This is a genomic window from Mesorhizobium sp. DCY119, assembly GCF_003590645.1.
GTDB lineage: Bacteria > Pseudomonadota > Alphaproteobacteria > Rhizobiales > Rhizobiaceae > Mesorhizobium_M.
Window position 1 is genome coordinate 107,563 of record NZ_CP031834.1, and the last position, 13,083, is coordinate 120,645.

Sequence of the window (13,083 nt, forward strand, 5' to 3'; positions counted from 1 at the left end):
CGATGCCGCCCGGCGACGACATCCAGCGATATCTGGCCGGGGCCTGGCGGCTGATGATGGGCAAGCGCGACGGCGTCGCCCTGCTCGATCTTTCCGCCGACGGCTTCTGGAATTCGTTCTTCGCCATCGTCATTGCACTGCCGCCGCTGTTCGTCGGCTGGGCCGGAACGGCAAGCGAGCTCGGCGCCGATCCGATGGCGTCGTCGAGCCGGTTTTCCTATTTCCTGCGTCTTGCTGCGGTCGATCTGGGCGCCTGGGTTCTGCCGCTGGTCGCACTGGCCTTCATCGCGCCCATGGCCGGCATCCGCGACCGCTTCGTGCATTATGTCGTGGCCACCAACTGGGCTTCGGTAATCCTGTCCTGGCTGGTGCTGCCGGCGGCACTCCTGCGGCTGTTCACGACAGCGGACTCACAATTGGTGGTCGCAGTATCCTTCGCCGTCTTCGTGCTTTCCATGGTGCTGACCTGGCGGCTCACCAATGCCATCATCGCCAAGGGACCGGCTGTCGGCAGTGCCGTCTTTGCCGGCATGTTCGTCGCCTCGGTCGTCGTGCTCATCGCACTTCAATCGCTGCTCGGAATATCATTTCCTCAGTAATCGACCTTGGTCAGATAGAGCCCAAAAGGCGGCGCCACTGAGCCGCAGGCGGCTCGATCCTTCGCCTCGAGCGCGGCTTTAACATCGGCAGCCGACCACGCGCCCTCGCCGACCCGCTTGATGGTGCCGACCATCGAGCGCACCTGATTGTGCAGGAAGGAACGCGCAGCCGCGTGGATTTCGATCTCGTCGCCTTTGCGCACGACATCGAAGCGCTCAAGCGTACGCAGCGGGCTCGAAGCCTGGCACTGCAGCGAGCGGAATGTCGTGAAATCGTGCCGCCCGACCAGAACCTGTGCTGCCTCATGCATGGCGTCGGCATCGATCTTCTTCTGCACCACCCAGACCCGGTTGCGCTCGAGCGCTGCCGGCGCGCGGCGGTTCAGTATGCGGTAGAGATATTGCCGGCCGGTCGCCGAAAAGCGGGCATCGAAATCGTCCGGCACGGCATATGCAGCGAGGATCGCCACGGCCGCCCCTGCCATCTGCAGATGAGCGTTGATGGCATCGCGCACCGTATCGTCGCGCCATGCCTTGGTGAGATCGACATGGCCGACCTGCCCGGTCGCATGAACGCCGGCGTCGGTGCGACCAGCACCGCGCAGCGTCACGTCCTCGCCGGAAAAACCCTTGATCGCCTGTTCGATCGCGCCCTGCACAGTGGCAGGCCCGTCCTGCCGCTGCCAGCCGGCATAGGCGGTGCCATCATATTCGATGTCGAGGCGGTAGCGCGGCATACTTTTAACTCACAACGCGCTGAAGGCAGGCGCGTAGATCAGCCTGCCGGTCGATGGCGCTTCGCTCCAGGCAAGCGCCTGCAACGCATCGCACTGATAGTCGCTGTCGAATTTCTCGGCGCCGGACCGGTGATAACCGAACCGGCCGTAATAGGCCGGATCGCCAAGCACGATCGAAAGCTTTTCGCCGGCCTGCTTCAGCCGTTCATGTGCTTCGCGAACCAGCGCACCGCCGATGCCCTGGCAGTGCAGATCGGGATCGACGGCAAGCGGGGCCAGCGCCACGGCGGCAAAGCCCTCGCCATTCTCTTCAACCGTTAGCCGGGAAAACAAGACATGGCCGACAATACGGTCTTCCTTTTCGGCGACCAGTTCCAGCACCACGTCGCCATCCGCCACCAGCCGGTCGACCAGCGTCGCTTCGCCAGCCTGGCCGAAGGCGCGTTCCTCGACTTGGTGAATACCCGCGCGGTCGCGTTCTTCTGCCGGCCTGATGACGACATCGTTCATAGGAGCCTCGCGCCCTTGCCGAGCTTTGCGCCGCGCAAAAACTCTTCCGCGTTGACCGCCTTGCCGCCTGCGCGCTGCACTTCCAGCAGTCGCACGGCACCGTCTCCGCAGGCAATGGCCAGACGTTCGTCCAGGATTTCGCCCGGAGCGCCCGAACCATTGGCCAGCGTCGTGCGCAGCAGCTTCAGCCGCTCCACCTTGCCGCCGGTCTCCATCTCGCACCACGCGCCCGGAAAGGGCGACAGGCCGCGAATGCCGTTGTGCACATCACGCGCCGGCTGATGCCAGTCGATGCGGGTCTCGGCCTTGTCTATCTTTTTCGCGTAGACCACGCCGTCTTCCGCCTGTGCGGTAAGCGGCAAGTTATTCTGCTCCAGCCTGCCCAGCGCCGCGACCATCAATTCCGCGCCGACGCTCATCAACCGATCATGCAGTTCGCCCGCCGTCATGTCCGGGCCGATCGTCACGCGTTCGGTCAGCGCCACCGGCCCGGTGTCGAGGCCGATATCCATCTTCATGACCATCATGCCGGTCTCGGGATCGCCCGCCATGATCGCCCGCTGGATGGGTGCCGCCCCGCGCCAGCGCGGCAGAAGCGAAGCGTGGCCGTTGTAGCAGCCGAGCCTTGTCCCCTCGAGAATCGGCTTCGGCAGCAGCAGCCCATAGGCGACGACGACGGCGACATCGGCATTCAACGCCCAGAACGCCGCCTGCTCGGCCTCGCCTTTCAGCGACACCGGAGAACGCACTTCCACGCCCAGCCTTTCGGCCTCGCGCTGCACCGGCGACGGCGTCAGTTCCAGCCCGCGCCGGCCCGCCGGGCGCGGCGGCTGCGTGTAGACGCAGACGATCTCGTGCCCGGCTTCAGCGATGGCGCGAAGCGTGGGCACGGAAAAATCCGGCGTTCCCATGAAGATGACGCGAAGGGGCATTCTGTCGTCCGGTTGTTCCTGTTGCGACGGCGCGGCCTTGACCGTGCCGTCACGCCCCCGCTTCAAACGGGTTTACGAGCTTCAGGTCAAGCCCGTCGAAGTCACGGACATTGCGCGTGGCCAGCGTCGCGTCATGCGCAAGGCAGATCGCGGCGATCATGGCGTCGGGCAGGCTTATCGGTCGTCCGGACTTTTCTCTTACTGCCCTCAGCTTTCCGGTAAGACGCGGAACCGAGCCGCTAAACTCGATAATACGGCCTGCGAACTGCTGGGAAACGACATGGTCGAGCACGCGGATATAACGGTCAGACCCCGTCCTGTTCAGGAACTTCTCGGCGCCGTAGGCTTGTTCCATGACCACCGGCCCGCAAAGATAAAGATCGAGAACGTCCTGTTTCTGGAACCAGATCAGAACATTCGCGTCGGGCTTGGGTTTGCTTGCCTCAGAAACGAGATTCGTATCGAGAACGATCATTGATCGTCATCGTCCCTGCCGAAATCCACCGGGCGGCCAAAGTCACGTTTCCGTTCCGCTTCGATCTCGTCCATGATTTTTGGGAACTCGTCACCAATGGCCCCTGCTTCCTCGAACGCGGAACGCAACGCATCCCACGCCGAACGGCCAGACGATGATGCACTGCGTTCAGCGACGATGCCCTTGTGCAAAAGCTCGATAGCCTTTGCGGACAGGCTCAAGCCACCTTGTTGTGCAGCCTGGGTAATCTCTCTTTTAAGTGGCTCGGGAATACCCCTGATCAGCATGTCGCCCATGACAGCCTCCATCGTTTGATATCAATGATATCAAACTTTGCGAAAATCGCAAACCGGGTGGAAATCAAGCGCGGGAGGCAGCCAGAAACGGCCGCCCTCACCCCACCATGCGGCTCGGCGGGCGGTCCTTGGCGAGTTTCTTGAACTTCTTCACCACCATGTCGCGCTTGAGCTTGGAGATGTGGTCGATGAAGAGCACGCCGTTGAGATGGTCGATCTCGTGCTGCAGGCAGGTGGCCAGCAGGCCGTCGGCGGTGACTTCCTGTTCCTTGCCGTCGCGGTCGAGGAATTTCAACCGCACCGAAGCCGGACGCTCGACCTCGGCATAATAATCCGGGATCGACAGGCAGCCTTCTTCATAGACCGAGCGCTCATCCGAACTTTCCAGCACTTCCGGATTGATGAACACCTGCGGCGCCGGCTTCTCGTCTTCCTTGGCGAGATCGATCACCAGCATGCGCAGCGGCTCGCCGATCTGGATCGCTGCCAGCCCGATGCCCGGCGCGTCATACATTGTTTCCAGCATATCGTCGGCCAGCTTGCGCAGCGAATCGTCGACGCGCTCCAGCGGCTTGGAAAGCTGGCGCAACAAGGGATCGGGAAGGATGATCAGCGGCTTTATCGTCATGTCGCCTCACCTAAGACGTCGCAAGAAAAGCGTCAACTGTTTGCCTTTCATGATGTTCTCGTTTTGATCTGGTTTCTACAAACGAATCGCGTATCCTGCGGCAATGACAGACCTGCTATCCGAGCCGATACTGCGTCTTGGTGCCAGCGTGTTCACGCTCGGCCAGTTGCTTGCCTTTGGCGGAGCGCTGTTTCTCGTCCTGTTTCTTGTGCTCGTCGCGGCACTCTGGCGGTCGGCAAGGGCGCGGGCTGAGGCCGCACTTGAAGCCGCCGATCGTGCTCACGAGGCCGACGCCCGTATGACCGCGATCCTGCAATCGCAGGCCGAGATGCAAGGCCGCATGGGCGCGATGGCCGAAGTGTTCGGCTCGCGGCAGGCCGAACTCACCCAGTCGCTCAGTCAGCGCCTCGACGCGATGACCGGCCGGCTCGGCCAGACCATGACCGAACAGACCAAGTCGACGCATGAAAGCCTCGCCAAGCTGCAGGAACGACTGGCCGTCATCGATACCGCGCAGGGCAACATCCAGTCGCTCGCCGGCCAGGTGGTGCAGCTGCAAGCCATTCTCTCCAACAAGCAGACGCGCGGCGCCTTCGGCCAGTCACGCATGGAGGCGATCGTCGCCGACGGCCTGCCGCACGGCGCCTTTGAGTTCCAGGCCACGCTTTCCAACGGCAACCGGCCGGACTGCCTGGTGAAGATGCCGAACGGCTCGCCGTCGCTGGTCATCGATGCGAAATTCCCGCTGGAAGCGTGGAACGCCATTCGTGCTGCGGAAGGCACTGAGGCGAGCAAGCTTGCGGCACAGGCCTTCCGTCGCGACGTCGAAATCCACATCCGGGATATTTCGGAAAAATACCTGATCAATGGCGAAACGCAGGACACGGCCTTCATGTTCGTGCCCTCGGAATCGGTGTTCAGCGAAATCCATGAGAATTTCGAGGCGCTGGTCCACCGCGCCCACCGTGCCCGCGTCGTCATCGTCTCACCCTCGCTGCTGATGCTGTCGATCCAGGTCATCCAGGCGATCCTGAAAGATGCGCGCATGCGCGAGCAGGCGCATCTCATCCAGGGCGAGGTCATTCGCCTGATGGAGGATGTGTCGCGTCTCGACGAGCGTGTGCGCAAGCTTCAGGTCCATTTCGGCCAGACGGCGAAAGACGTCGACGACATTCTCGTCTCATCCAACAAGGTCACCCGGCGCGGCCAGAAGATCGAGGCGCTGGAGTTCGGCGACGGCCACGCCGACGAAGCAGCCGCTCCGCCTCCGGCACCCGCACGAACCGCCGAATCCAAGACCGGGCAGTTGCGGCTGCGCGTCGTTGAAGAACGGGAATGAATTTTTCGACGTAAAGCTGTTGAAGACGGCAGTGACATGCAAGAAACAATTCCAGTATATGAATTGCATCGCATACAAATTCTCTGCACGAATCCAGTAACGACCTGACAATACTCGTTTCCGCATTTCGTCCCTCTGGAGGGAAGCGACGCAGTGAGCAGCAGTGAATCGGGCAAAGGCAGCAAACCGGGCAAGATCGAGATGCCCGAAGGGCCGGGCATTGCCGCCTACCATGCCGAACATCCGGACAATTGGTGGGGCGAAAAGAACCGGATGCGCACCGACCGCCAATCCATCCTCCAATACGAACAGCAGATCATTCGCCGGCGGCGCGCCAAGCATAAAAATGGCAGTTCTTCCGCTGCCCCGGCCGAAGGATCCCAACCCAAGCTGGTGGTCCAGAGCCCCGTAGGCACCAAGCCGGCAGAGGACCAGCCGGGCGACGAGCGCAAATTGCTCGACGATCTCACCGGCCTCGCGCTGTCGGGCGGCGGCATCAGGGCAGCGACCTTTTCGCTCGGCGTCCTCCAGGCGCTGGACCGCTACGGCATCATCAACCGTCTCGACTATCTGTCGACCGTCTCCGGCGGCGGCTATATCGGCAGTTCGCTCAGCGCGACGCTGGTCAAGGGAAACGGCGAGTTCGCCTTCGGCTCTTCACCGCAAGGCACCTCGCTCGGCGCCAAGCCCTCCAAGATGCTCAGCGCCTCCGAGCTTGCCGACAGCGACGCCGTCGGGCATCTGCGCAATTATTCGAACTTCCTCATTCCGAAAGGCCTGGGCGACGTGCTGACCGCGGCGGCAGTCGTGGTGCGCGGCCTTACCGCCAATGCGGCGCTGATCCTGTGGATTCCGCTTCTTCTGGCAGCCCTGACCGTCTTTTCCAATCCGACACGCGCCGATCTCGTCAAGTCGGACCTGTTCGGCTTCACGCTCTACTGGCCTCCCGTCCAGCATTTCGCGGTCACGCTGGTCTTCCTCGCCAGCGCCTTCATCTATTTCTTCGTCTGGGCGCTGCTGCGCTCGGCCGTGCGGGCGCAGATGCTCGCCGACGCGGTCGGGCGCGCGCCGTTTTACGGCGCGCTGGTGCTGATCGCGGTGGCGCTGGTGGCTTTCATCGAGTTCCAGCCCCTGGCGGTCAATGTGCTGTTCGACGCCATAGCGCCGCCCAAACCCATGCCCGGCGCGCCCGTAGCCGAAGGCGGAAGGAGCTTTCTCACCTGGCTTGGGCTGATGCTTGCGCCGATAACGGCCGTCATCACCTTCTTTCGCCAGACGCTGAAGTCCTATCTGGCCGATACCTATTACAGCAAGACCTACGCCGCATTGCTGGCGCGGGGAACGGCCACCCTGATCCTGTGGATCGGCGCGCTGGCACTGCCCTTGCTGATCTGGATCTTCTACCTGCATCTCAGCTACTGGGCGATCGCCGACGGCGACGACCCGGCCACGCGCTTCGCGCACAGCCCCAACTGGTTCCTGTGGCTCAAGGAGTATCTCGGCGGGATTGCCTGGGTACCCTATCTCGTGCTCGGCCTGCTGTTGTTCTTCTTTTCTTTCTGGCTGAAATCGAATGCCAATTCCCTGCATCACCTCTATCGCGACCGGCTATCACGCGCCTTCCATTTCGACCCGCAGTCGTTTCGTCCCGGCAAGCCGGACCCCGACAGCTATATTCCGCAACTGACGGAACTGGCATCGGAAGACACGCCCTATCACCTCATAAACACCGCCATAAACGTGCAGTCGTCGGCGGAGGCCAACCGGCGCGGGCGCAATGCCGATTTCTTCCTGTTCTCGCCACTGTTCGTCGGCAGCCGTGTCACCGGCTATATCCCGACGCGGGCCTATGCCCACAAGAAGATCGACAATCCGCTCGACGTAGCGACCGCCGTCGCGATTTCGGGTGCATCGGCATCGTCCAACATGGGATCGCAGACGATAAGGGCGCTATCGCCGACGCTTGCCATGCTCAATGTGCGGCTCGGCTACTGGCTGCGCAACCCGAGCAGCGTGTTGAAGCTTATCGGCGGCGAGCCGCTGGAAGAGACGGTGCCGATGTCGGACATGGTCCGCAAAAGCCGGTCATTCCTGCGAAAGCTCAAGGAAATCCTCGGCACCAATGGCCATTTCTTCCTGTTCTTCGAAATGTTCGGCTTCCTCGACGAGGAGAGCAGCTACGTCTACCTCACCGATGGCGGCCATATCGAGAATCTCGGCATCTATGAACTCCTGCGCCGCCGCTGCAAGGTCATCGTCGTCGTCGACGCCGAGACCGATCCGCAGATGCGCTTCGGTTCCTTCATCGCCTTGCAAATTCATTCACGGATCGATCTTGGCGTACGCATCGACCTGCCCATGGAAGCGATCCGCAAGGCGACGCTGGACACGCAGAAGACTATCTCCGCCGACGCCGCCGGCACCGCTCCCGCACCCCTGACGCCGGAAAAAGCCGCAGAAAACGGGCATGCCAAGCCTTTGATGCCGCATATCGCGATCGGCCAGATTCATTACGGCAAGAACCATTCCGGCACGCTCGTCTACATCAAGGCATCGCTGACCGGCGACGAGAACGACTATCTGCTGGATTATGCGCGGCGCAACCCGACCTTCCCACATGAATCGACCGGCGACCAGTTCTTCACCGAAGAGCAGTTCGAGGTCTACCGCGCGCTCGGCTTCCACATCACCGACCGGTTCTTCGGCGCGAAGGACGATGCCATTGCCATGACGGCCGACAAATGCGCTGCCCGCAAGGTCAAGGACACGATGGACCCGCGCATCGCCGACATCCACAACTGCCTGCTGCCGTAAGGCATCGACGACGAGCGCAGTGGGCAGGCCCCGGGGAAACCTACTGCGTCTCCACGGTCTCCATGGCCTCGAATTCCGGCAGCCAGTGCAGCGCCGAGCGATGCCAGAACTGCCTTCTCGGCACCAGCTCCTCGCGCTGCCTCACCGTGCCCACCCTTATTCCGTAGACCTTCGGCCCCTCGTCGGCCGAGGTGGCGAAGAGATGCGAGCCGCAGTTCTCGCAAAAACCCTGCGCGCGCCGGGCGCCGTTGGCGCCGATCTTGACGTATATCTTCGGCGTTCCCTTGGTGATCTCGTACTTGTCTTCCGGCGCCCGCACACTGACCCGGAAGGCCGTGCCGGTGAGTTGCTGGCAATCCGTGCAGTGGCAGATCGTCGTCTTCTCGGGATCGACCTCGGCCCGGTAGGTGATGGCGCCGCAATGGCATCCGCCGTCTATTCGCATCGTCGCTCCTCCTTGATAGTCGCTCGCGCGGCTATTCCTTCGCCTCGTCGACAATCGCCTTGCGCCGGCGCTCCCAGGTTCCCGTGGTCTGCGGCTTGACGAACAAGGCGGTGATCTGAGGCATCTCCTTGCGCAGCTTCGCCTCCAGGCGCTCGACGCAGGTTTCGATCTCCGGCGCCGTCATATGGTCCTCGAATTCGAGGCTGAGCGCGGCGACGATCTCTTCCGGCCCGAGGTGCACGGTCAGGATGCCATTGGCGCGCTGCACGGCGGGGTCTGCCTGCGCCAGCGCCAGCACCGCCTTCTGGACCTCCGGCAAGGCCGCCTCGCCCATCAGCAGGCCCTTGCTCTCGCGGGCGAGAAAGATCGCCGTCGATGCGAGGATGATGCTGATGCCGATGGAGGCGACGCCGTCGAGTTCCGGCATGGCGAATATCTGCGCGCAGAAAATGCCGACGAAAGCGATGATCAGCCCGAGCAAGGCAGCGCTATCCTCGAACAGCACCGTGAACACGCTCGGATCCTTGCTCTGGCGCACCGCGTCGAGATAGCCGAGCCGGCCCTTGGCCTGGCGGAACTCCTTCAGCGCCACCCACCACGATGCGCTTTCGAACAGGAAGGACAGGCCGAGCACGACATAGTTGACGGTCGGGTTGCGCACCGGCTCCGGGTCGAGGATGTGGATGACGCCCTCGTAGAAGGAGACGCCGGCGCCGAGCGCGAAGACCAGCAGGGCGACGATGAAGCTCCAGAAATAAAGCTCCCGGCCATGGCCGAGCGGGTGGGTCGCATCCGGCGGCCTGTTGGCGCGCCTCAGCCCGTAAAGCAGCAGTCCGCCATTGCCGGTATCGACCAGCGAATGCACGCCTTCCGACAACATGGCCGAACTGCCGGTGAAGAAAGCGGCTATGAATTTGGTGACCGCGATGGCGAGATTGCCGGCAAGTGCCGCGTAGATCACCTTCTTGGAGCCGGAATGCGCAGCCATGGCCTGTCCCTCGTTTAACGAGAGAGTAGCGCATGCACAGCTTTGCTCAAGACGCGGGCATCAGAACCCCTTGCCCTCGCCACGATCTGTTGTTTCACTCTGTCACCCGACAACAGGAGGAGCGAATCATGGCCAAGGGTCAAATGCGCAGCAACAAGGAAGCTCGCAAACCGAAAAAGGATGCGAAAAAGCCCGTAGCCGAACCGGCGCTGAAGGCGGCACCGGTTCAGGCGATACGGCTGAAAGAAAAGAAGTAAGGAATACGCGCACGAAAGCAGCGCGGCGGCCCGGGCCGTCGCGCTGTTGCCCGACATGACGTCAAGGCTGGATCAGTTTAGCCTTACGGCCTGGGCGGCAGCGGCATACGGCCGCCGCGTGCTTTGCGCGCGGCATAGCGCGCGTCGCGCTTGGCCTTGCGTTCGGCTTCGTCGGCGAGCAACCGCGTGATGCGGTCGGTCTCTTCCGCTTCGCGGATTTTCGCTTCCGCAGCCGCAGCTTCCTCTGCTGCGATGCGGGCAGCTTCAGCCGCCGCTTCGCGCTCGGCCTTTTCGATCGCCTCGCGAGCCAGCCGCTCCTGCTTCAGCTTTTCCTTTTCGGCATTGCGCTTTTCGCGCGCCTCGAGGATCGCCTGACGCTCGGCCTTGCGAGCCTGAACCTCCGGATCGTCTTCAGCCGGACGTGACTTGAAGCGTTCCAGCAGGGCTTTTCTTGCTTCGTTTGCGGCATTGCGCCGCTCGGAGAAATCTTGTTCCTTGTAGATAGCCAATTTTCGCCTTCAATTTTTTCTTATCAGTACGCGCCGCTTACATACGCACGAGAGCCAAGAGTTCAAGCGCCAATTCGGCATGTCTGCCATGTAATCGCCAGATGTTGCCCTGAGGGAACGGTTTACGGCGCCAATTCCGATATTCACTGTTCACAACCCGGCCACTGGCGAGCGAGCCGGGGCGTCGCTACCTGTAGCCCAACAAACCCCATTTTCGAGGACAGATCATGGAACTCGGCCTCTATACCTTCGCGGATGTCAGCCTGAAACCCGGGCCTGACGCCATCTCGCCACATCAGCGCCTACGTAACCTCGTCGAGGAAATCGAACTTGCCGACCAGGTCGGGCTCGACGTGTTCGGCCTGGGCGAACACCACCGCCCGGACTACGCGGCTTCCGCACCCGTCGTGGCGCTGGCAGCCGCTGCCGAGCGCACCAAGCGCATAAAGCTCACAAGTGCGGTCACGGTGCTGTCGTCGGACGACCCGGTGCGCGTCTTCCAGCAATTCTCGACGCTTGACCTGCTTTCGGGCGGGCGGGCCGAGATCATGGCGGGGCGAGGCTCCTTCATCGAATCCTTCCCGCTGTTCGGCTACAATCTGGAAGACTACGACCAGCTCTTCACTGAGAAGCTCGACCTGCTGCTGGCGTTGCGCGACAGCGAGCGCGTGACCTGGACGGGCGAGATGCGCGCGCCGATCAACGATCGCGGCGTCTATCCCCGCCCCTTCCAGGACAAGCTGCCGATCTGGATTGCTGTCGGCGGCACGCCGACTTCGGTGGCGCGCGCCGGCGCACTCGGCCTGCCGCTGGCGCTTGCCATCATCGGCGGCGAGCCGGCGCGCTTCGCACCTTTGTTCGACCTCTACCGTCAGGCGGCATCGCGTGCCGGTCACGATCCGGCGACCCTTGCCACCAGCATCAATGTCCACGGCTTCGTCGGCGAGACCACCGCGCAGGCGGCAGACGACTTCTACGAGCCGCAGGCCGAGGTGATGAACCGCATCGGCCGCGAGCGCGGCTGGGGTCCGACGTCGCGGGCGCATTACGACCAGTCGCGGTCCCAGAGCGGCGCGCTGTTCGTCGGCAATCCCGAGCAGGTCGCCGAAAAGATCGTCGCCAATCACAAGCTGTTCAAGAACGACCGCTTCCTGCTGCAGATGGCCATCGGCATCATGCCGCATGCCAAGATCATGAAGGCGATCGAACTGTTCGGCACCAAGGTCGCCCCTATCGTTCGGCGCGAGACGGCGGTGAAGGAGCTTTCGCTGGCCGAAGGCTGAGCCGCCTATATTAGAGGCTGCGGAACTTTCCGACTTCAGGCGCATTGTTGCGCCTGAAGGGATTTTCGCGTCGCCAGATCGTTCTGGCGTCCGCGAAGATCGGGGATCGACAATGAAAACTGAAACGGCCAGCCCTGCCGCCGATCCGTCGGCTGCGGCACGAACAGCGTCGGACACAAGGCTCATGCGCTCGCTGCTCATCGGCATCTTCATGTTCATGGCAATCTACGCGCTCTATTTTGGGCGCGATTTTTTCATGCCGGTCATTCTGGCCTGCCTGCTGGCGCTGATGCTGACGCCGATCGTGCGCTTCCTGCGCAAGCGCGGCATTCCCGAAGCCGTGTCTGCCACCATACTGGTCGTCGTTTCCGTGCTCGGCATCGGCCTCGCCGGCTATCTGCTCAGCGGCCCGGTGATCGCGCTGGTCAATGATGCGCCGGCGATCGGCCGCCAGTTGACCGAGCGCCTCGCCCATCTGCGCCACCCCTTCGAACAGATGATAAGCATTTCCCATCAGGTCGAGCGCGTCACCGAAACCGCGCAGGAGCCGGGCGTGCAGAAGGTCGTCGTCGCGCAGCCCGGCATCATATCGCAGGCAGCCGGCAACCTGCTGTCCGCCGGCACGACGACTGCCATCACCTTCGTGCTGTCGCTGTTCCTGCTCGCCTCGGGCACGATGTTTTATGAGAAGATCATCCAGTCCTTCACCCGCCTCAGCGAGAAGAAGCGGGCGCTGCGCGTGGTCTATGATGTCGAGCGCGAGATTTCGCGCTACCTGCTCACCGTCGCGCTCATCAATCTTGGTCTCGGCGTCGCTATCGGGCTTGGCCTGTGGGCTATCGGCATGCCGAACCCGTTCGTCTGGGGCGTCGCCGCCACGCTGCTGAATTTCCTGCCCTATATCGGCGCATTGATCACCATCCTGCTTGTCGCGGTGATCGCCATCGTCAGCTTCGACAGCCTGTCCTATGCGATGGTCGCACCGCTCTTCGTGGTCTGCTGCAACATCATCGAAGGCCAGTTCATAACCCCGCTCGTGGTCGGCCGAAGGCTGGAGATCAACGCGGTGGCGATCTTCGTCGCGGTTGCCTTCTGGTCATGGCTGTGGGGCTTCGTCGGCGCGCTCATCGCGGTGCCGCTGCTCGTCATCGTCAAGGTCTTCTGCGATCATTTCGAGAGCCTGCATCACGTCGGCAATTTTCTGGCCGCCCAGCAAACCGCCGAGCCGGAGGAAGAAGAGGCAGAGGAACCGGCAAAAGCGGCCTGATGCC

15 protein-coding genes are annotated in these 13,083 nt (G+C 62.5%); 6 read left to right on the plus strand and 9 right to left on the minus strand.

The genetic code is table 11. The annotated features are described in order from the left end of the window. The first annotated feature begins 2 nt into the window (after positions 1 to 2). On the plus strand, positions 3 to 599 hold the full coding sequence (locus DZG07_RS00520; RefSeq protein ID WP_119813522.1) for a transporter: 597 nt from the start codon (positions 3 to 5) through the stop codon (positions 597 to 599). Here DZG07_RS00520 and truA read toward each other — a convergent pair. From truA to def, 6 genes are all read right to left on the minus strand, one after another. After that, a complete protein-coding gene (truA, locus tag DZG07_RS00525) occupies positions 593 to 1,336 on the minus strand; it encodes a tRNA pseudouridine(38-40) synthase TruA (RefSeq protein WP_119813524.1) in 744 nt (247 codons plus the stop codon). The two genes, DZG07_RS00520 and truA, sit on opposite strands and share 7 nt — an antisense overlap. Before the next feature lie 9 nt (positions 1,337 to 1,345). Then, positions 1,346 to 1,846 (minus strand): N-acetyltransferase, encoded by a 501-nt coding sequence (locus DZG07_RS00530; RefSeq protein ID WP_119813526.1) that lies wholly within the window; start codon positions 1,844 to 1,846, stop codon positions 1,346 to 1,348. Further along, entirely contained in the window at positions 1,843 to 2,778 is a 936-nt protein-coding gene (gene fmt, locus DZG07_RS00535; RefSeq protein ID WP_119821264.1) for a methionyl-tRNA formyltransferase, read from the minus strand. The genes DZG07_RS00530 and fmt overlap by 4 nt, the downstream gene beginning before the upstream one ends. A gap of 49 nt (positions 2,779 to 2,827) precedes the next feature. After that, positions 2,828 to 3,253, minus strand: coding sequence for a type II toxin-antitoxin system VapC family toxin (locus DZG07_RS00540; protein ID WP_091917377.1), 426 nt, complete (start codon positions 3,251 to 3,253; stop codon positions 2,828 to 2,830). Then, positions 3,250 to 3,549 carry a plasmid stabilization protein gene (locus DZG07_RS00545; RefSeq protein ID WP_162931524.1) on the minus strand — a complete coding sequence of 100 codons (300 nt, stop codon included), beginning with the start codon at positions 3,547 to 3,549 and terminating at the stop codon, positions 3,250 to 3,252. Before DZG07_RS00545 ends, DZG07_RS00540 begins: the two co-directional genes overlap by 4 nt. Before the next feature lie 97 nt (positions 3,550 to 3,646). Next, the gene (def, locus tag DZG07_RS00550) at positions 3,647 to 4,177 is read right to left on the minus strand and encodes a peptide deformylase (RefSeq protein WP_119813527.1); all 531 of its coding nucleotides are present in this window, start codon (positions 4,175 to 4,177) and stop codon (positions 3,647 to 3,649) included. Positions 4,178 to 4,280: 103 nt separating this feature from the next. On the opposite strand from def, the gene DZG07_RS00555 reads away from it, so the two are divergent. Beyond that, positions 4,281 to 5,516: a DNA recombination protein RmuC gene (locus DZG07_RS00555; protein WP_119813529.1), complete on the plus strand. Its 1,236-nt coding sequence runs from the start codon at positions 4,281 to 4,283 to the stop codon at positions 5,514 to 5,516. A gap of 153 nt (positions 5,517 to 5,669) precedes the next feature. Continuing rightward, positions 5,670 to 8,330 (plus strand): patatin-like phospholipase family protein, encoded by a 2,661-nt coding sequence (locus DZG07_RS00560; protein ID WP_245429559.1) that lies wholly within the window; start codon positions 5,670 to 5,672, stop codon positions 8,328 to 8,330. Positions 8,331 to 8,370: 40 nt separating this feature from the next. Here DZG07_RS00560 and DZG07_RS00565 read toward each other — a convergent pair whose 3' ends face one another. Continuing rightward, positions 8,371 to 8,775 carry a GFA family protein gene (locus tag DZG07_RS00565; RefSeq protein ID WP_119813531.1) on the minus strand — a complete coding sequence of 135 codons (405 nt, stop codon included), beginning with the start codon at positions 8,773 to 8,775 and terminating at the stop codon, positions 8,371 to 8,373. A 31-nt stretch (positions 8,776 to 8,806) separates the two neighbouring features. After that, entirely contained in the window at positions 8,807 to 9,763 is a 957-nt protein-coding gene (locus DZG07_RS00570; RefSeq protein ID WP_091917372.1) for a cation diffusion facilitator family transporter, read from the minus strand. A gap of 32 nt (positions 9,764 to 9,795) precedes the next feature. On the opposite strand from DZG07_RS00570, the gene DZG07_RS23675 reads away from it, so the two are divergent. Beyond that, positions 9,796 to 10,020 carry a hypothetical protein gene (locus DZG07_RS23675; protein WP_133304707.1) on the plus strand — a complete coding sequence of 75 codons (225 nt, stop codon included), beginning with the start codon at positions 9,796 to 9,798 and terminating at the stop codon, positions 10,018 to 10,020. 83 nt (positions 10,021 to 10,103) lie between these two features. Here DZG07_RS23675 and DZG07_RS00575 read toward each other — a convergent pair whose 3' ends face one another. After that, a complete protein-coding gene (locus DZG07_RS00575; RefSeq protein WP_091917370.1) occupies positions 10,104 to 10,529 on the minus strand; it encodes a DUF6481 family protein in 426 nt (141 codons plus the stop codon). 227 nt (positions 10,530 to 10,756) lie between these two features. Here DZG07_RS00575 and DZG07_RS00580 point away from each other — a divergent pair, with 227 nt between their 5' ends. Then, positions 10,757 to 11,812: an LLM class flavin-dependent oxidoreductase gene (locus DZG07_RS00580; RefSeq protein ID WP_119813533.1), complete on the plus strand. Its 1,056-nt coding sequence runs from the start codon at positions 10,757 to 10,759 to the stop codon at positions 11,810 to 11,812. Between the two features lie 112 nt (positions 11,813 to 11,924). Then, positions 11,925 to 13,079, plus strand: coding sequence for an AI-2E family transporter (locus DZG07_RS00585; RefSeq protein WP_091917368.1), 1,155 nt, complete (start codon positions 11,925 to 11,927; stop codon positions 13,077 to 13,079). Positions 13,080 to 13,083: the final 4 nt, after the last annotated feature.